The 22,758-nt window shown below is 69.9% G+C and carries 16 protein-coding genes; 7 read left to right on the top strand and 9 right to left on the bottom strand.

Going from position 1 to position 22,758, the window contains the following annotated elements; all coding sequences use genetic code 11:
- Position 1: 1 nt before the first annotated feature.
- Positions 2-1,012 (bottom strand): alpha/beta fold hydrolase, encoded by a 1,011-nt coding sequence (locus ASF27_RS12290; protein ID WP_056360482.1) that lies wholly within the window; start codon positions 1,010-1,012, stop codon positions 2-4.
- 106 nt (positions 1,013-1,118) lie between these two features.
- Here ASF27_RS12290 and ASF27_RS12285 point away from each other — a divergent pair, with 106 nt between their 5' ends.
- Positions 1,119-2,525, top strand: coding sequence for an MFS transporter (locus tag ASF27_RS12285; protein ID WP_056360479.1), 1,407 nt, complete (start codon positions 1,119-1,121; stop codon positions 2,523-2,525).
- Positions 2,526-2,669: 144 nt separating this feature from the next.
- On the top strand, positions 2,670-3,467 hold the full coding sequence (locus ASF27_RS12280) for an SDR family NAD(P)-dependent oxidoreductase (RefSeq protein ID WP_056360476.1): 798 nt from the start codon (positions 2,670-2,672) through the stop codon (positions 3,465-3,467).
- A gap of 13 nt (positions 3,468-3,480) precedes the next feature.
- Here the strand turns inward: ASF27_RS12280 and ASF27_RS12275 are convergent, their stop codons facing one another.
- The 6 genes from ASF27_RS12275 to ASF27_RS12250 all read right to left on the bottom strand — a co-directional run bounded on the left by ASF27_RS12275 (position 3,481) and on the right by ASF27_RS12250 (position 12,409).
- The gene (locus ASF27_RS12275; RefSeq protein WP_056360473.1) at positions 3,481-4,146 is read right to left on the bottom strand and encodes a TenA family protein; all 666 of its coding nucleotides are present in this window, start codon (positions 4,144-4,146) and stop codon (positions 3,481-3,483) included.
- Positions 4,143-5,030, bottom strand: coding sequence for an aldose 1-epimerase family protein (locus ASF27_RS12270; protein WP_056360470.1), 888 nt, complete (start codon positions 5,028-5,030; stop codon positions 4,143-4,145). Before ASF27_RS12270 ends, ASF27_RS12275 begins: the two co-directional genes overlap by 4 nt.
- Before the next feature lie 20 nt (positions 5,031-5,050).
- Positions 5,051-6,982, bottom strand: a complete 1,932-nt coding sequence (gene asnB, locus ASF27_RS12265) for an asparagine synthase (glutamine-hydrolyzing) (RefSeq protein ID WP_056360468.1) — start codon at positions 6,980-6,982, stop codon at positions 5,051-5,053.
- Positions 6,983-7,003: 21 nt separating this feature from the next.
- On the bottom strand, positions 7,004-8,332 hold the full coding sequence (locus ASF27_RS12260; protein WP_056176613.1) for a UDP-glucose/GDP-mannose dehydrogenase family protein: 1,329 nt from the start codon (positions 8,330-8,332) through the stop codon (positions 7,004-7,006).
- Complete coding sequence (locus ASF27_RS12255; RefSeq protein WP_056360465.1) at positions 8,329-11,262, bottom strand: glycosyltransferase; 2,934 nt, start codon at positions 11,260-11,262, stop codon at positions 8,329-8,331. The genes ASF27_RS12260 and ASF27_RS12255 overlap by 4 nt, the downstream gene beginning before the upstream one ends.
- Before the next feature lie 82 nt (positions 11,263-11,344).
- Positions 11,345-12,409, bottom strand: coding sequence for an HD domain-containing phosphohydrolase (locus ASF27_RS12250; RefSeq protein WP_056360460.1), 1,065 nt, complete (start codon positions 12,407-12,409; stop codon positions 11,345-11,347).
- 265 nt (positions 12,410-12,674) lie between these two features.
- Here ASF27_RS12250 and ASF27_RS12245 point away from each other — a divergent pair, with 265 nt between their 5' ends.
- The 5 genes from ASF27_RS12245 (at position 12,675) to ASF27_RS12225 (ending at position 16,217) form a co-directional block, all read left to right on the top strand.
- A complete protein-coding gene (locus ASF27_RS12245; RefSeq protein ID WP_056360457.1) occupies positions 12,675-13,178 on the top strand; it encodes a TIGR00645 family protein in 504 nt (167 codons plus the stop codon).
- A gap of 40 nt (positions 13,179-13,218) precedes the next feature.
- Entirely contained in the window at positions 13,219-13,554 is a 336-nt protein-coding gene (locus ASF27_RS12240) for a DUF2293 domain-containing protein (RefSeq protein WP_056305555.1), read from the top strand.
- Positions 13,555-13,742: 188 nt separating this feature from the next.
- Entirely contained in the window at positions 13,743-14,282 is a 540-nt protein-coding gene (locus tag ASF27_RS12235; protein WP_056305556.1) for a hypothetical protein, read from the top strand.
- Positions 14,283-14,462: 180 nt separating this feature from the next.
- Positions 14,463-15,371, top strand: coding sequence for a penicillin-insensitive murein endopeptidase (mepA, locus tag ASF27_RS12230; protein ID WP_156467525.1), 909 nt, complete (start codon positions 14,463-14,465; stop codon positions 15,369-15,371).
- Between the two features lie 129 nt (positions 15,372-15,500).
- Positions 15,501-16,217 carry an endonuclease/exonuclease/phosphatase family protein gene (locus ASF27_RS12225; RefSeq protein ID WP_156467524.1) on the top strand — a complete coding sequence of 239 codons (717 nt, stop codon included), beginning with the start codon at positions 15,501-15,503 and terminating at the stop codon, positions 16,215-16,217.
- 10 nt (positions 16,218-16,227) lie between these two features.
- Here ASF27_RS12225 and ASF27_RS12220 read toward each other — a convergent pair whose 3' ends face one another.
- Positions 16,228-17,679: a phospholipase D-like domain-containing protein gene (locus ASF27_RS12220; RefSeq protein WP_056360454.1), complete on the bottom strand. Its 1,452-nt coding sequence runs from the start codon at positions 17,677-17,679 to the stop codon at positions 16,228-16,230.
- 66 nt (positions 17,680-17,745) lie between these two features.
- Positions 17,746-22,602, bottom strand: a complete 4,857-nt coding sequence (locus tag ASF27_RS12215; protein WP_056360451.1) for an NAD-glutamate dehydrogenase — start codon at positions 22,600-22,602, stop codon at positions 17,746-17,748.
- Positions 22,603-22,758: the final 156 nt, after the last annotated feature.

The raw sequence follows: 22,758 nt of genomic DNA, 5'->3' as shown, positions 1-22,758 counted from the left end.
CTCAGTGCCCGTCGAGGAAGTCCAGCACCGTCGCGTTGAAGCGCGACGGGGCTTCCATGTGGACGAGATGCCCGATGCCCGGAAAGACTTCGGCTCGGCCGTCGGGCATCCGCACCGCGAGTGCCTGAGCGTGCGCGGCGTTGTCGCCCATGCTGGCGCGCAGGGGTTCCGGTGCGAAGGCGCGGCCCGGCGCGTTTCGGTCCCGCTCGCCCATCACGAACAGGGTCGGCGCCCGCACCAATGGAATCTCGTGGACCACGGGTTGGCCCCAGATCATCTGGTAGGAATTCACGAACGACCGCAGCCAGCGCGGATATTCGCCCGAGCCCTTCACCCGCTCGCGTAGGGAGACGAACGGCTCGATGGCCGCCTCCGGCAGGGACAGGCTGTAGCTCGTCATGAGTTGGCGGCGATAGACATCAGCGGTCACATCGGCCTCGATGCGCAGGAGGCGCTCGGTCGGCACCGGCGGAACGGTGAAGCGATAATCTTCCAGGCCGATGGGCGCCTCCAGCACGAGGCTGTTGACGCGTTCGGGCGCGGTGCGGGCGAGACGCACGGCAAGCATTCCGCCCATGGAGTGGGCCACCACATCGACACGGGGCAGGCCGAGGGCATCGAGGAGCGCCGTCGTGTCGGCCGCCAGGGTATCGAACGTGAACGGGCCGACCGGCTTCGACGACTTGCCGAATCCGAGCTGGTCCGGTGCCACCACGCGGTAGCCCGCCGCCGTCAGGGCCGCGATCACGGTCTCCCAATAGCTCGACGGAAAGTTGCGCCCGTGCAGCAACAGGACCGTGCGCCCGTTGGGCGTGCCGCCCGCCGGCACGTCCATGTAAGCGAGACGCTGCGCTTCGCCGTCCCGAGTCAGGGCGAGGTAGAAGACCGGGTAGGGATAGGCGAAGCCTTCCAGGGCGATCCCGAGGGGCTCGTCGGCGGCAAGCGCAGGCAGGGGCGTGCCCGCGAGGCCGAGGGCGAGTCCGCAGGCGACGAGGAACGTGGACGCGTGCATTCGGCTAACCTCTGAGGCGACCGGGACGAATGTCATCCGCGGCGGGATCATTGCGAGGTGACATAGAGCACTTGTCACCGGATGGGGAACCGTCACGGGTGCGCGCATGACCGAGCCGGCTCCGAATCCCGTCCTCGGGGCGCTTCCCCCGGATCCGACCCAGGACGGTTTGCCCGTGCGCGCGCGCATGCTGGCACTCCTCGCCATCGGGCTCGCCATGACCATGGCGGTGCTCGACGGCGCCATCGTCAACGTCGCCCTTCCGGTGATGGCCCGGGATCTCAAGGTCGACCCTTCGGCGGCGATCTTCGTGGTGAACGCCTTCCAGATCGCGGTCACGGCCGCGCTGCTGCCCCTGGCGTCCCTCGGCGACATCCTCGGGTATCGCCGGGTCTACCTGTCGGGGCTGGTGGTGTTCACCCTCGCATCCGTGGCCTGCGCCTTCGCGCCATCCCTGCCCCTGCTGGTCGCCGCCCGAATCGCCCAGGGACTGGGTGCCGCCGGGATCATGAGCGTCAACATCGCGCTTGTCCGGTTCATCTATCCGCACAAGCTCATCGGGCGCGGCGTCGGCAACGTCGCCCTCGTGGTGGCGATGGCGTCCGCCGCCGGGCCGACGGTCGGCGCCGCCATCCTGTCCGTGGCGAACTGGCCGTGGCTGTTCCTCGTCAACCTGCCGGTGGGCCTCGTTGCCCTGGCGGTGGGCGCCCGTACCCTGCCGGTGACGCCGCGCAGCGGCGCGCGGTTCGATTATCGCAGCGCGGTACTCAACGCGCTCACCTTCGGCCTCCTGATCATCGGCGTCGACGGGCTCGGTGAGCCGGGCGGGCATTGGCTCGCCCTGGCCGAGATCGCCGCCGCCCTGGCGATTGGAGCCGTGTTCGTCCGCCACCAGCTGCGTCTCCCGGCGCCGCTCCTGCCCGTCGACCTCCTGCGCATTCCGGCCTTTGCCCTGTCGATGGCGACCTCCATCGCGGCGTTCGGAGCGCAGATGATGGCCTACGTCGCCCTGCCGTTCTACTTTCAGGATGTGATGCGCCTCTCGGAAACCACGACGGGCTTCCTCATGACGCCCTGGCCCATTGCGATCGCGATCGTGGCGCCGCTGTCGGGCCGCCTGTCCGATCGCTACGCGCCCGGCCTGTTGGGAGGGATCGGTCTCGCGATCCTGGCCGCCGGCCTCGTCGCCGTCGCCCTGTTGCCGGCCGATCCCAGCGCCCTCGATATCGGTTGGCGCCTCACCCTGTGCGGTCTCGGTTTTGGTCTGTTCCAGTCACCCAACAACCGCATCATCATCACCAGCGCTCCACGCGATCGCAGCGGAGGCGCCAGCGGCATGCAATCGACGGCGCGCTTGACCGGGCAATCCCTGGGCGCGGCCGGCGTCGCCGTGGTCTTCGGCGTGTTTCATGGTGGAGCCGCGGATGCCGTGACGACGGCCCTCTGGTGTGCGGCCGGGCTAGCTGCCTTCGGGGCCATCGCGAGCGTTCTGAGGCGCCAGCGCGGCGAGTGAGGCCCGTATGGTCAACAGAGTGTTTCATGTGAAACACTCCCGTCCCCGATCCGTGCATGGCCGCCGTGCCGATGACGCCCACTCCCGCACACACCACCACCTTCGTGCGTTGACCCGGCATCCTCCCAAGCAAGGACACCTGCCATGAACTTGGATCTGACCGGAAAGCGCGCACTCGTCACCGGCTCGACCGGTGGCATCGGCTACGCCATCGCCAAGGCCCTCGCGGAACTCGGTGCCACCGTCGCCATCAACGGGCGGGCCCAGGACCGCGTCGCTGCCGCGATCACGCGTCTGAAGGCCGAGACCGGAACCCACGCCTTCATCGCGGCCCCTGGCGACATTTCGACGGCGGATGGAGCCAACCGCCTCGTCGCGGGCCTCCCGGACGTGGACATCCTCGTCAACAACACCGGCATCTTCGAGCCGAAGCCGTTCTTCGAGATACCGGACGAGGATTGGCAGCGCTTCTTCGACACCAACGTGATGAGCGGCATCCGCCTGTCGCGCGCCTATACCCCCCGCATGGTGACCCGCGGCTGGGGCCGGGTGGTGTTCATCGCCTCCGAATCCGCTCTGAACATCCCCGTGGAAATGGTCCATTACGGGATGACGAAGACGGCCCAGCTCGCGATTTCGCGAGGCTTGGCCGAGACCGTCTCCGGCACCGGTGTCACGGTGAACAGCGTCCTGCCCGGCCCGACCCTGTCGGAAGGTGTCGCCGACTTCATGAAGGCGATGGCGCCAGGCTCAGGCGAAGCAGACCTCGATGCGCTGGGCCGTGCTTTCGTCAAGGAGCATCGCCCGACCTCCCTCATCGGCCGCCTCGCCACGGTGGACGAAGTCGCCAACATGGTTGCGTACGTCTGCAGCCCGGCGGCGAGCGCCACGAGCGGTGCCGCCCTGCGGGTCGATGGCGGCGTGCTGCGCTCCATCGCCTGAGATACGAGGCGGTTCAGACCGGCCAGACCGCCTCGCGGTAGGCCCCGTCCCAGAACAGCCATTCGAGGCGGGTCGCCTGGGCGTAGGCGTGGTGCATGCGGGCCAGGATCTTCGGCGAGGCGTCGACCGCCGCCTCGTCGGTGGCGGCGATCATCTCGGCCACCGCCTCGCCGAACTCCTCGCCCGCATAAGTATCGATCCAGGCCCGATACGGGTTGTCGGCCCCGGCCCGGGAAAAGATATCCTTGCCGACCTCGGCATAGATCCAGAAGCACGGCAGGAGCGCGCCGAGCACCACTTCGTAGGGTTCGGCGTAAGCGGTGGCGAGCAGGTAGGAGACGTAGTGATCGCAGGGCGGCGACAGGGGCGTCGCCGCGAAGGTCTCGGGTTCGATGCCGTAATCGCGAAAGAACCCGCCATGCAGGGCACGCTCGACCACGATGGCGGTCTCGGCGGCGCGGGCGAACTGGACGATGCGGTCGGGATGCGGCGCCTTGGCGGCGGCGAGGGCGAGAGCCCGACCGAAACCCGTGAGATAATGCGCGTCCTGGACGATGTAATGGGTGAACCGGGCCCGGCTCAAGGTTCCGGCGGCGAGCTCGGCGTTGAACGGCATGGTGCGGATCGTCTCGTAGGCCGTTGCATTGGCGGCCCAGGCGTCGGCGGAAAAGGTGCTCATGGGGCGGCGGCCTCGCGGGACAGGGTGACGCCGTGGCGGGCACGGCCTTTCGGCGCCAGGAGGCGCTGGGAGTCGCGGCGCGCCAGTTCTCCGGCATAGCCGGCCCAATCGGCATGACCGGTCCAGCATTCGAGGGACAGGAACGGCGCGGTCGGTTTCGTCCACACGGCGAGATGCGGGAAATCCGAGACTTCCATACGGATTGCGCTGCCGTCGGGCGCGCTGAACCGCATCCATTCGCTGGCGGCGTCGCGCAGCACTAGGGCCTCGGTGAACAGGTCAGGGGCGAGGGGCAGGGTCGCGCCCTGGAGGGGGATCGCCCGCTCCTTGCGCAGGAGCAGGCCGCCCGCGCCGACCTCCGGCACCAGGGGGCGCTCGGGATTCTGGAAATCAACGCGGTAGCCACCGTCCGCCGCCCGCTCGCCGCCGGCGAAGGGCCACGGAAAGGCCGGGTGGAAGCCGAGTGCGTAGGGCATCGGTGCCGGGCCGGTGTTCTCGATCCAGATCTCGAAGTCGAGGATGCCGGGGCCGACCCGGGCGGTGATGTCCAGGCGAAACGGGAACGGATAATGCGTGAGCGTCGCCGCGCTCTCCTCCAGGCGCAGGGTCACGCTGTCGTCCGTGCGCTCCAGAACCGTGAACGGCAGATCGCGGGCAAAGCCGTGCTGGGCCATGGGGTAGGATTGGCCCGCCACCGTCACAGCCCCGTTGGTCGAGGCACCGACCACGGGAAAGAGCCAGGGGGCGTGGCGATCCCAGTGGACCGGGTCGCCGCTCCAGAGGTACTCGGTGCCGCCGACATGCCAAGAGACCGGCTCGGCGCCGTGTGTGGCGATGACCGCCTGCGTGCCGTCCCCGGCCGTGATGGTGATCCGTTCGCCCATGGCGATCCCCGCTCGTTCCGCTATCCGTCCTTGTGGGCCGGGCGCGCGCCCGACGCCAGCCGCCATGCCTCGAAGGCGAGGATCGGCCAGAGGCCGACGGCATGGTTGCGGGTGCCCGTCTGATGCTCCGCGAACAGGGCACGCACCCGTGCTCGGTCGAGAAGTCCGCCGCCGAGGTCGGGACTCAGCAGAAGGTCTCCGGCATAGGCCCGCAAGGGGCCGCGCAGCCAGGAGGCCAGCGGCGGGGCGAAACCCTGCTTGCGCCGCTCGAAAAGGATGCGGGGCACGTGCCGGGCGAGCACCTCGCGCAAGAGCCATTTGCGGCGGCCATCGCGCACGAGGAGGTGCGGCGGCAGGCGCCACGCGAATTCGACCACCGAACGGTCGAGGAGGGGCACCCGGGCCTCGAGCCCCGCCGCCATGCTGGCGCGGTCGACCTTGGTCAGCACATCGTCGGGCAGGTAGGCGAGGGTGTCGAGGCGGCGCATCCGGTCGAGGAGCGAGCCCGCGCCGGGCCAGTCCATCGGACTCGGGACACCGGACACGCCATTCGCCAGAGTGCGGGCGTCCGGATTGAGGGTGAGAAGCCGGCTATAGAAGGCGAAGCCGTCGCCGGGCAGCTGTGCGGCGGCCTTGCGCAGGCGGTCGGGGGCGTCGGGGCCGCCCCACGGAGGGGGAAGGGCGCGCGCGGCGAGGGCCAGGGCGGCTTGCGGCATCCGCCCGGCGGCCCCGGCCGCCGCTCGCCGCAGGAACCTCGGAATTGGTTCGATGCGATCGGCGAAGCGGGTGGCCAGGGCGTAGCGGTCATAGCCGGCGAACAGCTCGTCGCCGCCATCCCCCGATAGGGCGACGGTGAGGCCCGCTCGCCGGGTCGCGGCGCAGAGGAGGGCGGTGGGCAGGCCCGAGGGATCGGCCAGGGGCTCGTCGTAGATCTCCGGCAGGCGGGCGACGAGGGCGAGGGCGTCGGCCTCGCGCACCGGGATGGTGGTGTGGTCCGTACCGAGATGGCGGGCGACGGCCGCCGCGTGGCCGCTCTCGTCGAAACGGGGATCGTCGGTAAAGCCCGCCGCGAAGGTTCTGGGCGCCCCTCGGGCGCCGACCATGAGGGCGGCGACGAGGGAGGAATCGATGCCCCCCGACAGGAAGGCACCGAGCGGCACGTCGCTGGCCATCTGGCGACGCACGGCACCGGTGAGCAGGCCTTCGAGTGTCTCGATGGCGTCGGCGTCCGAGCCCGCGAACGGATCGGCGCGACCGGCCGCGATGACCGCGTCGAGGCTCCAATAGGGAGCGACGGAGGGCCCCTCGCCGGGACGCCATGAGAGCAGGTGACCGGGTTCGAGCTTCCTGACGCCGAGATAGATCGACCCCGGTGCCGGCACGTAGCCGTGGCGCAGCAGGCTCGACACGGCCGCTGGATCGATGGTGAAATCCGCAGCCTCGCAGGCCGTCAGGGCCGCCAGGGTCGAGCCGAACAGCAGGCGCTCGCCCGTGGCCGCGTAGAACAGCGGCTTCACCCCCATCCGGTCGCGGGCGAGCCAGAGGCAGCCCTCCGCCCGGTCGTAGGCCGCGAAGGCGAAGATGCCCTCGACCCCGGCGAGGGCTCCGGCGACGCCGTGCCGGGCGATGAGTTCGACGAGGATCTCGGTGTCGGATTGCCCGGCGAAGGCATGTCCGGCCGAGGCCAGCGCGGCACGCGCGTCGTGCGTTCCGTAGAGTTCGCCATTGTAGGTCAGCACCCAGCGACCGTCGCGCGAGGGCATGGGCTGGGCCCCGGCGGGGCTGAGATCGCGGATGGCGAGGCGCCGATGGCCGAGCGCGACGCCACCCTCGCCCCACACACCCCGTCCGTCCGGCCCACGATGGCTGAGCGCATCGGCCATGCGGCCGGCTTCATCCGCGAGGCGGCCGGGCGAGAGGCGTGGATCGGCGATCCCGGCGATGCCGCACATGGGGTATTGTCCGAAAGACCGTCAGGGACCGGTGGCGGCCTCGGCGCCGGGCACGCCAATCCCGACGTAGCGGAAACCGTGCCGAGCGACATCGTCCGGTCGGTAGACGTTGCGCAGATCGACCACCGTGCGGCCGGGCATGCGCTCGGAGAGCAGGGCCCAGTCGAGGGCGCGAAACGCGTTCCACTCCGTCACGATGACGAGGGCGTCCGCTCCGGCCGCGCAAGCGTAGGGATCCTCGGCGTAGGCGATGTCGGGCATCAGCGCGCGGGCGCCCGCCATGCCTTCCGGATCGTAGGCCCTGACCCTGGCGCCGCCATCCTGCAACCCGGCGACGATGGCGAGGGAGGGCGCATCGCGCATGTCGTCGGTATTGGGCTTGAAGGTCAGCCCGAGGAGCGCGATGGTCTTGCCGCGCACGGAACCGCCGCAGGCGGTCGCGATCTTGCGGGCCATGGCGCGCTTGCGCTGGTCGTTGACGGACACGACGGCTTCGACGAGGCGCAGGGGGGTGCCGCAATCCTGCGCGGTCTTGACCAGCGCCAGGGTATCCTTCGGGAAGCACGAGCCGCCGTAGCCCGGCCCGGCATGCAGGAATTTGCCGCCGATGCGGTTGTCCAGACCGATGCCGCGCGCGACCTCCTGCACATTGGCACCCACCTGCTCGCAGAGATCCGCGATCTCGTTGATGAAGGTGATCTTGGTGGCGAGGAACGCGTTGGCGGCGTATTTCGTCAGCTCGGCCGTCCGCCGGCCGGTGACGAGGATCGGGGCCTGGTTGAGGTAGAGCGGCCGGTAGACTTCGCGCATCACCGATGCCGCGCGTTCGTCCTCGGCGCCGATGACGATGCGGTCGGGCCGCTTGAAATCCGAGATCGCCGCGCCCTCGCGGAGGAATTCCGGGTTGGAGACAACGGCGAACGCGGCGTCGGGCCGAGCTTCGCGGATGATGCGTTCGACCTCGTCGCCGGTTCCCACTGGCACCGTCGATTTCGTCACCACCACGGTGTAGCCGGAGAGCGAGCCGGCGATGTCGCGGGCGGCGGCGTGAACGTAGGACAGGTCGGCGAAACCGTCGCCGCGCCGGGACGGCGTGCCGACGGCGATGAACACCACCTCTGCCTGGGCCACGGCCTGCGCGACATCCGTTGCGAAGGTCAGCCGGTTGTGGCGGACGTTGTCGGCCACGAGGGCGTCGAGGCCCGGCTCGAAGATCGGGATGCGCCCGGCCTCGAGGGCGAGGATCTTGGCCGGATCGGTGTCGACGCAGCACACGGTATGGCCGAAATCGGCAAAACAGGCCCCGGAGACGAGCCCGACATATCCGGCGCCGATCATGGCGATCTTCATGCGGTGATGTCCTTCGCCCTCGGCGGTGGCGCAGCCTTATCGTCCCGGGTGACCGAATAATAGTCCCGCAGCAGGGACCGATAGCTGGCAAATCTGATGTTGGTCGGCACTTTTGCCGACGAAGTATCGGAGAGATCGAGGGACAGCAGGCAATCGTTGAGCCGGCCTGGATCGTTGGCGAGGGCGGGATCGAGGCAATGGCCGGCGCCCGCGGCGCGCAGGCGGTCGGCCGGCGCACCAAGGTCGAACACCGCTACGGGAAGTCCCGAGACCAAGGCGATGGACAGGGTGTAGCAGTAGGTTTCCGGCCAGATCGATGGGATCAGGATCAGGTCGATCTCGTGCTGGGCGAGAAGGGCCAGGGCTTCCTCGCTGCCCGCGTAGCGCCCCGTCTCGGCGATGCCGATGGCGTCCATCTTCTGCGGAATGTCGGAATAGCCGACGATGGTGAAGTCGATGGCGAGACCTCGCCGTCTGGCGTCGCGGGCCAGGGCATGGATCACGTTCGATCCCTTGTGCGCGCCGATGGCGCCGAGCACCCCGATCCGGCGGACGGAACCACCGCGCGGTGCCGCGCGCGGGGCAGGCGTGGGCAGATCTTCCTCGTGGGGGGCGACCGTGATGGCGAGCGGCCCGAAGATCGCTTCGATGCGGGTCGCGACATCCTGCGACGGGGCGAGGAGACGGTCGGCCGCTCGGTAGAACACGCCGTAGCGGGCCATCCGGTCCTGGCCCGGTCTGGCTTCGGCGCAATCGCAATCGGCGCAGGGGCGCCCGCCCGGCAATCCGCAATACAGCCCCTCGCGGGTCACGAGATGGTTGCGCAGGCAGACGCTGGAGTAATCGTGCAGGGTGACGACGGTCTGCCCGGGGGCGGCCTCGATCAGGTCCATCAGGACGGGTACGGCCGTCCCGTCGAGGCCGTAGAACGAGTGAACGTGAATGAAGAGCGGGCCAAGCCAGGAAAGGAATCGCGCAAGGATGCGGTAGTCGTCGTGCACCGACAAGGCGCGCAGGGATGGGGTGTAGGGGCCTTCCGCGCCGAAAAGCCCGACCTCGACGTAGGCTCCCTCGGTCACCGTGAGGGTGACGACGCGGACCCCCTCGTCGGCGAGGCGCCCGGCGAGGTGATCGGCATGGACTGAGGCGCCCCCACCCTTGGCGTGGACGACGAACACCGCGGCGCGCGGTCCCGCCGCCCGCGCCAGACGGTAGAGATCCAGGTTGAGACGCACGTCGGCGGCCGGATCGGTGGCGACGAAGCGCTCGATGCGCAGGGTATAATCGGGGTGCTTGGCAAGCAGCGCGGCCTGGCCCTGCGTATACTCGGAATCGTAGACCTCCGAGAACGACACCTTGCCCGAATGGTAGACGAACACGTCCGCCGCGAGGATGTTGCGTCCGCCCGCCTTGAGGACGCGCATGCAGTAATCGTTCTCTTCGCCGTAGCCCTTGCCGAAGGCGTCCGCGTCGAGGGGGCCGAGCTGCGCGATGAGCGATCCGCGCATGTAGAAGCAGAAGCCGACACCCGTCGGCACCTCGACCCAGCGGCCCGCATTGGCGGCCGCCGCCCCTGCGTCGAGGGCCCGGGGCGAGAGTTCGAGGGCAACCGTGTTGTTGCGGTCGGAATCGGGATAGCTGCAGATCGTCGCGTTGTTGGAAAACGGCGTGATCGTGCCGACCCGTGGATCGCGCGCCGCATGGGCGAGCAGGCGGTCGATCCAGTCGCCGAACACGATGGTGTCGCTGTTGAGCAGGATCACGTCCCGCGCGCCCGTCATGTCGAGGGCGCGGTTGATGGTGCCGACGAAGCCGAGGTTGGTTGGGTTCTCGTAGTAGGTGAACAGGCCCCGCGCGGCGAGCGCCCGCAAGGCATCCGTCAGGGGCGCATCGGGACTGCGGTCGTTGAGCACGAGGAGAGCGAAGGGCGCCGCCTGCGGCTCCGCCAGCACCGCGTGGAGCGCGCGCAAGGTCTCGTCGTAGCCTTTGTAGACCGGCACCACCACGACGACCCGGGCGGCGTCGAGGGCGGCGGCGGCCGGGACCGCATCCCATTCGGCGGCACTGGGTGCCCGGGTCGGTGGCCACTTGGTGTTGCCGAGGGGGTTGGGCTTGCGCCCCTCCGCCCGGCCGAAGCGCAGGTAGTGGAAGAACGGATTGGTGCCGCTGAGGATCAGATCGGGATTGGTCCTGACGTAGTACGATGTCCAGAACAGCTCCGTCGGATCGCGGCCCTCCTTCCAGCCGTGGCTGGCATAGTGGGTCGCGGGGTCCATCCCCGAGGCCGCCACGTCGGCGTAGCTCGCCCGGTAATGGGCGGCATCGAACTCCGGTCGAATGGCCGCGACGATGTCGGAGAGGGGGGTCCGGTCGCCATGGGCCTGCCCGAAGGCCGGTGCCGTATTCGTCGAGACGTAATGATAGAAGGGACTGACGTTCAGCAGGCGGACCTGCGGGTGGGCGTGGAGATAGGCGGTCCCGTCGAAATCCGGGCGCGGGTCGAGGCCCCGCCGCCACCCCACCGCCAGATAATCGAGGAGGGCCGTTTCGGGATCGACGATACCCGTGAGCGAGCCGTAGTACCGCGCGTCGAAATAGGGGCGGACCACATCGGCCTGTACGGCGTGGAACGCCTCGGGCGTTGCCGGCCAGGTCTGTCGGCCGGCACGGGCCGCCCCCGCCTCGACATGGGCTTCGAGGGGGTTCCGCTCGATCCCGGCGGTCTTGAGGTACCTGTCCTTGTAGTACAGGGTCGAGAAGTTCGGCGCCGGGTCGCGGCCCTCGCGGAATCCGTGCCGGAGATAATGATCCAGCGGACCGCCACCGTAATCGCTGACATCAGGGTACTGGGCAGTATAATAGCCGGGATCGAACAGCTTTTGAATACGTCGCGAGCGTATCGAGAAGAATGAATACGCTTTCTGCCTCATGGCTTACTGTGATCCTCCCCCGGCAGCGTGTTCCGTACGCGCTCGCGGTCCGATCGGTCAACCCGCGCGAGGGCGCGGCCCCTCACGTGGCCGGCACTTTCGCGAGGGGCGCGACGACGGCGCTGCGGAAGGCGCGCAGGAGGTCGACGTCGAGTTTCGGACCCATGTCCCGCATGATCTCGTGCGCCTCCTCGTGAGGCAGCGGATCGCGGTAGGCCCGCCGCTCCGTCAGGGCGGAATGGATGTCGCAGATGGTGACGAGGCGCACGAGGTCGGGAATCTCCTGCGCCGACAGGCCGTCCGGATACCCGCTGCCGTCGAGCATCTCGTGGTGGTGTCGCACCACGGCGAGCATGTTCGCGTCGAACCCCCCCTGCGCTTCCAGGAGATTGGCGCCGACGGAGGGATGGGTGCGCATCACCGCCATCTCGTCGGGGCTGAGCCGGCCGGGCTTGTTGAGGATCGCCAGGGGGATCCGTGATTTTCCGATATCGTGCAGCAGGGCGGCGCGGGCCAGACGCATCTGGTCGGCCCGGGCGAGCTTCAACCCGCCCGCGAAGGCGGCGGCATAGCCGGCCACGCTCAGGGAGTGCTGGTAGAGTTGCTGGTCGTAACTGCCGATGACCTCGAGCCAGGTCCGGATGCCGCATTCGGAGATCGTTTCGAGGATCACCTCGGTGCCGGCATCGACGGCGGCAGGGGAGACGGCTTCACCGCGGCGTGCCGCATCGAAGGCCTCGCCCACGGCGCGATTGGCCAGATCGGCCTTGGCGGTAAAGCGGGCCGTGCGGTCGAAAGCCCGTGTCCGGGCGGTCTGGACGACATCCATGAGACTGAAGACCGCCGCGAGCACGGTCTTGCGCGGCGTGTCGGTGGGCAGGAACCGCGTCGGGGCCGGGCGCGTCGTCATGGGCTGGAGGGCGAGTTGCAGGCTCGGGATACGCAGGCCATGCAGGCGGGCGACCCAGGCCTCGGCCGCCGCCTCATCGCGGCTGACGTCCACCACCGCGAGCAGGGGGCGCTGCGCCGGCATTCCCGCCCCGGCCGCGATCTGCCGGCAGGCGACGACGGTGTCGATCGCCTGCACGAGGAGACCCGCCTGCTCCGGGCGGTCCGAGATGACGAGAACGGAGGATTCCTGTGTCACGCGTGCGTCCGCTCGCAATGGCGCACGTTCCAGTCCCGAAACGGGCGAACTGTCACCTCTATCAATATCATTATCGAACACTTCACTACAAAATGTTTCACGCACCCGGGTTTTCGCGTTGGGGCAAGCGAAGGCCGGGCCAGGGCTTGTGCTGGCCCGGTCCGCTTCCTACGGCCCCCGGCGATCCGCTGCCGGCGCGGCAGGCTTGCCGGGTCCTTACCCCCATGCCACATGCCCGGCTCGATCGCGGCGGGGACGAACACGGATGGTGGAGCGGATCTTCGAGCGGGTGCGGTTCGCGAGCCGGTGGCTTCTCGCCCCGTTCTACGCGGCCCTCGGCATCGGCATCGTGGTGTTGCTGGTCAAGCTCCTCCGGGAGCTGGCCCATTTCGTCCTGCACATGTGGGACGCCACCGAATCGCAGGTGGTGCTCGGCGTCCCGACCATGGTCGACCTCTCGCTGACGGCCTCGCTGCTCATCATCGTCATGTTCTCCGGCTACGAGAACATCGTCTCGAAGATCGACCATGCGGACCACAAGGACTGGCCCGCCTGGATGGGCACCATCGACTTCACCGCGCTCAAGCTGAAGCTCGTCTCATCCATCGTGGCCATCTCGGCGATCTCGCTGCTGAAGGCGTTCATGGACCTGAAGGCGATGAGCGATCGCGACTTGTACTGGCGGGTGGGCGTTCACATGGTCTTCGTGGTCTCGGGTCTGCTCATGGCCCTCACCGACCGAACCATCGCCGGGCACCACGAGTGGTGAACCGGGCGAGCGCCCCACGGACTGGTTCCTGGAGTGCTTCATGGACCGGCACTTGAACCGGCGCGAGGCGGTGGCGGCCGCCCTGCTGCGCCTCGCGCCCCGCCTGCCCGAATTCGAGGCCGGCGCGATCCTCGACCGGGCACTGGCGAGTCCCGGTCTGCGCGGGGCGGCTCCGGAGACGGCCGCTTGGCTCTGCCTCGTGGCCTATGGCCGGCACGTCTTCACCGACTACGATGCCCTCCTGGACGACGGCTACGATCGCGACAGCGCGCGCCACTTCGTGCTCGACGATCTCAATGCGGCCCTGGGAGCCTGGGGCGTGCGCCGGCTGATCTCCGAGGAGGAAACCGACCGGGAAACGGACGGCGAGGGCTGACGTCGGTCGCGGGCTTGTGCCGTGCCGGCCCTCGCGGCAGTCTCGCGTGGGCAGGCGGTCTCGCGTGGGAAACGTCGGACCTGGGCCGGCGGGCGGAGGCCGGGATTCATGGGGCTTGGTGAATGCGATATTCCGGAGAACCAGATCGGCACCCGGACGGATCTATCCGTGGCGTCGGTTTGAGGCGGATGCGCATCGCCGCCGCCGTCCTGCTCCTCGCAGCGGGCACCGCCGAGGCACAGGAGCCGGCCCGGTCCGCCGAAGTACCACCCGGCGCCTCGGCCGATTCGGCGGCCTGCACGGGCTTCGACTGGGCGCTCCTGCGCGAGCAGGCGTGGTTCGCGGCGCCCGGCCTGCCGCAGGTGGCGAGCGGCGGCACCCTGCCGGTGGGGATGCCGGGCGCCCTGCTCGGTCTGAAGCCGCAGGCGGAGGTCGCACCGCCGTTTCCGCCCTCCCGCGAAGCGAAGCCCGGGACCTATGGCGGCGTGCTGACCGTTCCGGCTCCGGTCACGCCGGGCCTGTATCAGGTCACCTTGTCCGACCGCGCCTGGATCGATGTCAGCCAGGATGGCAAGACCCCGCGGTCCCCGGTGGCCCACACCATGCGACCGGGTTGCGCGGTCCTCGCCAAGAGCGTTCGCTTCCAGCTCGGCGCCGTGCCCATCACCATCGTGGTGAGCGGGGCCGAGGCCGATACGATCCGCATCGCCGTCGCGCCCGCCGAGTGAACGTCCCGCGCCGCCCCTCGGTCGAATGTCGGTTTCCGGCCCGCGTGCCGCGGCGCGCCGAAGGTTTTGTTGCGCACACGCGGTCGCGCCGCCGCCGCCGATGGGCTAGCCTCGCGAACCCACCCTTCATTCCCGTGCCTGGAGCGTAAGCCCCTGTCCCTTCGCCGGTCCCTTCGTCCGATCCGCCTCGCGACCCTCGCGATCCTCGCCCTCGGCACGGCCGCGCAGGCTCAGGATCGGGGAACCCTCGACCCGAAGCCCCTGCCGCCCCTCGCCGATCCCGACGCGCCCGGCACCCCCGCCAAGGCCCTGTTCGGCCGGGCGACATCGCCGGCGCCCGGCCCCGCGCATGCGTACGGCTCCTATGCCAAGGGCTGTTTCTCGGGTGGCGAAGCCCTGGCGGTGGACGGGCCGACCTGGCAGGTGATGCGCCTGTCGCGCAATCGCATGTGGGGCACCCCGCCCCTGGTGGACTTCCTGGAGCGGCTGGCCGCCAAGGCGCCGCGGGTCGGCTGGCCCGGCCTCCTCGTCGGCGACATGTCGCAGCCGCGCGGCGGCCCGATGCTGACCGGCCACGCCTCGCACCAGCTCGGTCTCGATGCCGACATCTGGCTGACCCCGATGCCGGACCACCGCATGAGCCGGCGCGAGCGCGAAGAGACCTCCGCCACCAACGTCGTCCGGGCCGACCGCCTCGACATCGACCCAGGGGTGTGGGCGCCCGAGCACCTAAAGCTCATCCGCCTCACGGCGCAGCAGCCCGAGGTGGCGCGCCTGTTCGTCAATCCGGCGATCAAGAAGGCCCTGTGCCGCGAGGCCGGTGGCGACCGTGCCTGGCTGTCCAAGGTGCGGCCCATGTACGGGCACAACTACCACTACCACATCCGCCTCGCCTGCCCGGCGGGGCAGGACCAGTGCGGCGACCAGGCCCCACCGCCCGGCGGCGACGGCTGCGGCGAGGAGCTCGCCTACTGGTTCAGCGACGCGGTGCTGAACCCGCCGAAATCGACGAAGCCCGGTAAGCCCCGGCCGCCGATGACCATGGCGGCGCTGCCGGCGGCGTGCCGGGCTGTGCTCAAGGCACGCTGAGGCCTCGGTGTGGCCGTCGAACCGGCGCGCCACCTTCCCAAAGTCACGCCCCGGTCCAGTTAAGGCGCCATGCTCAACGATCGTCGCCTCGCGCAGCGCGCCCTGCGCCGCCCCGACCATCCCAGTCCGATGGTCGATCGGCCCGGCTTGCGTAAGATCCTGAGCTGGAATCTCCTGCGGCGCACGGGGGCCAACGTCGCCGTGCTCGCCACCCTGATCGAGCGCGAGAAACCCGACCTCGTGCTCATGCAGGAGGCTACGAAGGAGATCGCCGGGCTGAAGGACCGGCTGGGGGGGGATTATGCTTGGGCACCCCTGCCGGGCCGAATCCATGGACCGGCTCTTTGGAGCCCGACGCCGTTCCTCGCTCCACCGACCATCGTCGAACTGCCGTCGGGGGCGATGTTCGACCGGGTCTGCCAGATCCTCGACCTCGGCGGGTTCGGCGTCGCCAATGTGCACCTCTCCCACGGACAGATGCTGAACCGGCGTCAGTTGCGCCGGATCGCCGAGAACCTACCGGATTGCGCGGCGGTGATCGGCGACTACAACCTCGTCGGCCCGCCCATGCTGGCCGGGTTCCGGGATGTCGGGCCGCGCCTTCCGACCCATGCGATGGCTCGACTGGTTCCCTTGCGACTCGACCGCTGCCTCGTGCGTGGGCTCACCTGCCACGCCTCGGCGGTCCTGCCGCGCGGCCCCTCGGACCACCGCCCCATCATCGTCCACCTGTCGCCCACCCCCCTGCAGGCGCGGCGGCCGGACCGCGACGCCGCACGGAGCTCGTTCGATCGGTTCGCGATGCGGATCTCGGCGTCCCTCAGGGGCCGCGCGCGCCGGCCCTAGCCAGGCTGGATCACAGGTACGGCAGGGCCAACCGGACGCCCGCATCCCGCAGCCGCACGGGCAAGGCGCGCGCAGCCAGGTGCTCGCGCGTCAGGCGGACCTCCATCTTGGCGCGCATGATGGCGTCGAGGGCCTCCGCGAGATCGGGATCGTACAGCTCGACGTTCACCTCGAAGTTGAGGCGAAAGCTGCGCATGTCCCAGTTGGCCGAGCCGATGAAGCACCACGTCCCGTCCACGACGAGGAGCTTCGAATGGTCGAAGGGCGGTGCGTCGAGCCAGATCCGGACCCCGCTGCGCAAGAGCGGATCGACATGCGCCCGCGTCGCCCAATCCACGAAGCGGTGGTCGCTGACCTTCGGGATGACGATGTCGACGCGGATGCCCCGGTTGGCCGCGAGGCAGAGGGCGCTGGTCAGGATCTCGTTCGGTAGGAAGTAGGGTGTCGAGAGGCGGATGCTGCGTGTGGCGCAGGCCACGGCCTGGAGGATCACGAGCTCGATCTTGCGCAGGTCCGCGTCCGGTCCCGAGGTGACGACCCGCGCCGGGATGGTACCGGCCGGTGCGAGGCGTGGGAACCATGCCTCGCCGGTCAGGTCCTCGCCCGCCACGAAGATCCAGTCGCTGGCGAACGCCGCCGCCAGCTGGTCGACCACCGGCCCTTCGAGACGGAAATGCGTGTCGCGGATCGGATGGGGCGGGGCCCGCGAAACCCGGTTGCCGTCGGCGATGTTGAGGCCGCCGGTGAAGGCGGTCCGGCCATCGAGGATGAGGAGCTTCTTGTGGGTCCGCATGTTGAGGAACGGCATGCGCCAGGGCAGGGCCGAGTGCATGAATCGGCCCGCCGGCACGCCGGCCCGTTGCAGGCGCCGGGTGATGCCGGGTGGAAAGTAGCCGCCGCCGATGCCGTCGATGATCACCCGAACGGCGATGCCGCGTCCATGCGCCTCGATGAGGGCGTCGCAGAAGGCCCGGCCCGTCGCGTCGTCGCGGAAGATGTAGCTCGAGAGCGCCACCGAGGCCCGAGCCGCGGCGATCTCCGCCAGCATCACCGGATAGGCGGCGTCGCCGTTGCGCAGCACGGTGACGGAATTACCAGGCCGCAGGGGCAGCCGGGTGATCAGCCGCACGGCGTGGTCGAGGGGCCGGAAGGCTTGGGGCAGAGGCGGCGGTGTCGGATCGTCGTCGGGCGAGACGGCGGACCCGGCGGCTTGTGTGGGCCGGATGCGCAGCTTGTGCGCCCGGCGCGTCACCCGGTTGACGCCGAACAGGGCGTAGAGCCCGGCCCCGAACATCGGTGAGAGCCAGGCGAGCCCGATCCAGCCGATGGCGCCCCCGACCTCGCGCTTGCGCAGGAGCACGTGCATGGTCACGACGACGGACAGGCCGAGCCCGAGGACGGCGAAGACTTCGGATCGGATCGACAGCATGTCGCCGATCCATCTCAGTAGGGCCTGTTCCAACACCGTTCCTCATCCCGCAGCAGGCACGTGGGATACGAGAAACGTCCGGCCGCTCCAAACGCCCGGTCAGGGCCGGGCGAGATCGGCGAGCAGGCTCGATGCCACCGTCGCCTTGGACACCGTGAGGCCCGAGGCCGCGATGGCCTCGACGGCACTGCGGATGCGGGTGAGGGCGGGGCCACGCGCGGCGCTCCAGGCCTCCACGGCCTCCGGCCCCGTTCCGACATCGGCCACCACCTCCGCCGTGAGGCGGCGGTGGGCGGTGGAGAGTCCGGAGATCGCCCGCTCCAGGGCGACCCGGTCGAAGGTGTCGTCCACCGGCACCTTCCGCGCGGCGGCTACGAGATCGTCGAGGCTGAAATGCCGGGCGAGGGCGAAATGCGTCGCCGCGATGCCGGCCACCGGCTGCCCGCCATCCTCCGCCACCCGGACGATGTCCGGGCCGGCGGCGAGTGCGGCCAGGGAGGCGAGGCGTTGAGCGGCCTCGGGAGGCAGGCCGTGTCCGACGAGTTCCGCCTGCCGGGCGTCGAGGGCGCCCTTCGCCTCCGGGCCGAGAATCCCGGGAAGTGCGGCCATCACGGCGGCGATGCCTTCGCGGTAGCGTGCCACCAGGGGCGCGACGCTGCCCGAGAGGTCGAGGTTGCGGATGAACCACACGATGCGGCCCGTCAGCAGATCCTGCACATCGGCGTAGAGGTCGAGCTGGGCCTGGCCCGGCACGGCGCCGGCGAGTTTATCGATGGCGAGATTGAGCTCCATCAGGCCGAAGGCGTCGCGGGTCACCGCGTAGGCCTTGGCGATGGTGGCCGCATCCGCCCCGGTCTCGTCGATGAGGCGGGTGACGAGGGAGGGACCGCCGCGGTTGACGATGATGTTCGACAGCGCCGTGGCGATGATCTCGCGGCGCAGGCGGTGGCCCTTCACCGCATCGGGGAACTGCCGGCGCAGGGCTTGCGGGAAGTAGCGCTGCAGTTCGCGGTCGAAATACGGGTCATTGGGCACCGGGCTCGCCAGGATCGCGTCGTAGAGCGACAGCTTGGCGTAGGCCAGAACCACGGCGTATTCCGGCCGCGTCAGACCCTCGCCCCGGCGCATGCGCTCGGCGATGGCGGCATCGTCGGGCAGGAACTCCACGGCCCGGTCGAGGCGACCTTCGGCCTCCAGGGCCTGGAGGGTGCGAACCGCGAAGCCGGTCTCGCCGACGCCGCGGCGCAGCGCGAGCGACAGGGCCAGGGTCTGGAGCTCGTTGTTGCGCAGGACCAGGGCCGCGACCTCGTCGGTCATGCCGACGAGGAGCGCGTTGCGGGCGGCCGCGTCGAGGCGTCCGTCGCGCTCCGGCACCATCAGGGCGATCTTGATGTTCACCTCGACGTCGGAGGTGTTCACCCCGGCCGAATTGTCGATGGCGTCGGTGTTGAGGCGGATTCCGCCCCGCGCCGCCTCGATCCGCCCGCGCTGGGTCAGGCCGAGATTGGCGCCCTCGCCGACGACCCTGACACGCAGGACCGAACCGGTGATGCGCACGGCGTCGTTGGCCCGGTCGCCGGCCTCCTCGTCGGTCTCGGAGCCGGCGCGGACATAGGTGCCGATGCCGCCGAACCACAGGAGGTCGACGGGGGCCTTGAGGATCGCCTGCATCACCTCGGCCGGCGTCGCCTCGGCGCGTTCGAACCCCAGCACGGCCTGGATCTCGGGCGAGAGGGGGATCGTCTTCAGGCTGCGGGAAAACACGCCGCCGCCGGTCGAGATCAGCCCGGTGTCGTAGTCGCGCCAGCTCGAACGCCCGAGGTCGAACAGACGCTGGCGCTCGGCGAAGCTCGCGGCCGGATCGGGCGCGGGGTCGAGGAAGATGTCGCGGTGGTCGAAGGCCGCGACGAGCCGGAGGCTCCGCGACAGCAGCATGCCATTGCCGAACACGTCGCCCGACATGTCACCGACGCCCACGACGGTGACCGGGTCGGCCTGGACGTCGACATCCATCTCGCGGAAGTGGCGCTTGACCGCTTCCCAGGCGCCCCGCGCGGTGATGCCCATGCGCTTGTGGTCGTAACCCTGGCTGCCGCCCGAGGCGAAGGCGTCGCCGAGCCAGTGGCCGCGCTCCAGGGAGAGGGCGTTGGCGATGTCCGAGAAGGTGGCGGTGCCCTTGTCGGCCGCCACCACGAGGTAGGCGTCGTCGGAATCGTGGCGCACCGTGTCGGCCGGCGGCCGGATCGCATCGTCGACGATGTTGTCGGTGAGTTCCAGCAGGGTGCGGATGAAGACGCGGTAGCTCTCTGTACCTTCCGCGAGCCAGGCTTCGCGGTCGGAGGCCGGCGGCAGGCGCTTGGGGAAGAAGCCGCCCTTGGCGCCCACCGGCACGATGACGGCGTTCTTGACCTGCTGGGCCTTCACCAAGCCCAGGATCTCGGTCCGAAAATCCTCCGGCCGGTCGGACCAGCGCAGGCCGCCGCGGGCCACGTAGCCGTAGCGCAGGTGCACGCCCTCCAGGCGCGGCGCGTAGACGAAGATCTCGAAGAACGGGCGTGGCAGGGGCATGCCGTTCACCTTGGCGCAGGCGAACTTGAACGCGATGGTTTCGCGCATCCCGCCGTCGTCGTGGCGTTGGAAGAAGTTCGTCCGTACGGCGGCTTCGACCAGATTGACGAAGCGGCGCAGGATTCGGTCTTCGTCCAGACTGGTGACCTCGCCCAGCGCCGTCTCGATCTCCGCCCGGATGGCGGCTTCGCGTGCCGTGCGGTCCTTCCCGGCCTCCTCTTGTCCCGCCGGATCGAACCGGGCGTGGAACAGGGCGACGATCCGGCCGGCGATGGCCGGATGCAGGCTGAGGGTCGCGGCGAGGTAATCCTGCCCGTAGCGGATTCGCAGCTGGCGCAGGTAGCGCCCGAGGCCGCGCAGGAGGGCGACATCGCGCCAGCCGAGGTCGCCCTCCAGCACGAGGCGGTTGTAGCCGTCTGAGTCCGCTTCGCCCGCCGCGATGGCGAGGAGCGCGGCTTCCAGGGGGGCTTCCAGCCGGTCCCGGTCGATGGGCGCCCCGGTGGCCCGCTCCAGCAGCATGTCGTGGAGCCAGACCTGTGCACCGTCCGGCCCGTCCCCGGTCCGGACGCGATAGGTCCGCTCGTTGATCACCCGGAAGCCGAGATTCTCAAGGGCCGGCACCCGGTCGGACAGGGAGAGCGATGCCCCCCGCGAAAACACCTTGAGGCGGATCTGGTGAGCCGGGTCGGTGTCGCGCCGGCCGATATCGACGGCGCGCGGGCGCGCTTCGCTCAGGGCTTCGAGGATGGCGATGTCGGCGATGGCGACGGCGGGCGCGAAGTTTTCGCGATACGCGGCCGAGAACGCGTCTGTGTAGCGGGCGGCCAGCGCCCGGGCCTGCCGGCCGGGCATCGCCTCCGCGAGGGCGAGACGCAGGTCGTCGCTCCAGGTTCGCACCAGGGCGCCGATCCCCGCCTCCAGGCTGGCGGGGTCGCGCTCGGCCGCGCCGTCCTCGGGCAGGCCGATGATGTAGTGGGTCCGGGCGAGCGGGCCTTCGGGGAAGTCCGGATAGGCCGCCGAGAGCCGGCCGCCGTATTCCCTGGCGAGGTAGGCGCCGACGCGCAGGCGGACCTGTGAATCGTAGCGGTCCTTCGGCACGTAGACGAGGAGCGAGACGAAGCGGCCGAAGCGGTCGGGCCGGGACAGGACGCGGATGCGCGGCCCTTCCGCGAGGCTGCCGATGGCGAGTGTGAAGCGGTAGAGGCGATCGACGGTGATCTGGAACAGGTCGTCGCGGGGATAGGTCTCCAGTACGTTGAGCAGGCTGCGTCCGGCGTGGCTCGTCGGGTCGAGGCCGGCCTTCGCGACCACGGCGGCGACCTTTTCGCGGAGGTAGGGGACTTCGCGTGCCAGGGCGGTGTAGGCGGCGGCCGTGAACAGGCCGACGAGGCGGACTTCGCCGGACAAGGTCCCGTCCGGGGAAAACAGCTTGACTCCGACATAGTCGAGATGGGCGGCGCGGTGGACCCGCGACTTCACGCTCGCCTTGGTGACGAGGAGCGCCTGCGGTTCTTCGAGGAAGGCGCGGATCTCGGGCGTGTCGTCGGCGAGCGTCCGTCCGCGCCGCAGGACTTCGACGGCGGGGTCGCGCAGGACGCCCCGGTTGGCCTCCGGCACCACCGCATGGGTGCCGCCGGTGAGGTCGTACTCGCGCAGGCCCAGCAGCGTGAAGTGGCCATCGCGCAGCCATTCGAGGAAGGCGTGCGCCTCCCGGACTTCAGCCTCCGGCAGGGATGTCCGTCCCGTCGCGTAATCCTGTGCCAGGGCGGCGAGGCGCGCCAGCATGGCGTCTCCATCGTCCGTCGCGCGGGCGACATCGCGGAACACGGCCGTGAGGCCGGCCTCGAGGCGGTCGCGGGCCTCGCCGGCATCGAGGCGGTCGAGGTGGAGATGGATGAAGCTCTCGCGCGTGAAGGCCGCGTGGGCGTCCGCCGTGGTCTCGCCGACCACCCGCACGAGGTCGCCGTCCGCGTCGCGCTCCACGCCAAGGATCGGGTGGGCGACGAGGTGCGGTGTCAGCCCCTGTTCGGTCAACTCGGCGAGCGTCGAGTCGAGGAGGAACGGCCGGTTGTCGTTGACCACTTCGACGACGGTGAGTTCACGTGGCCGGCCGTCCCGGTCGACGGTCAGATCGGACAGGCGCAGGTCCGACGGGGCGCCGGCCCTGCGGGGCGCGGCCAGATGCTGACGGGCGGCCAGCGCCAGATCGGCCAGGGCGTCCGGTGTATAGGGCGCCAGATCCTCCGGCGAGGTGCGCCCGAACAGGTCGCGCACGAAGCCGCCCGGACCGTCGCGGCGATCGACGATATCCGCCGCCGCGTTGAGAAGGTCGTCGCGGATCGAGCGCGCCTGGGCACTGGCCAGGGCCGTGGCTGCTTCGCTGCCCATGATCGTCGATCCTTTCACGCGCTCGAACCATCCTCGCACCTCCGCGTGACAGGCGGACGGGCGTCGAGTTGCGGTCAACCGGGCCGATCTTGGCCGGAGGCGGCGGATCATGCGCAGGGTCGGCAGCCGGTATCAATCGGTCCCGGTGGGCGCCCG

Origin of the sequence: Methylobacterium sp. Leaf102 (genome assembly GCF_001422425.1) — a bacterium.
Taxonomy (GTDB): domain Bacteria; phylum Pseudomonadota; class Alphaproteobacteria; order Rhizobiales; family Beijerinckiaceae; genus Methylobacterium.
This window is presented reverse-complemented; position numbering and strand designations above follow the sequence as displayed.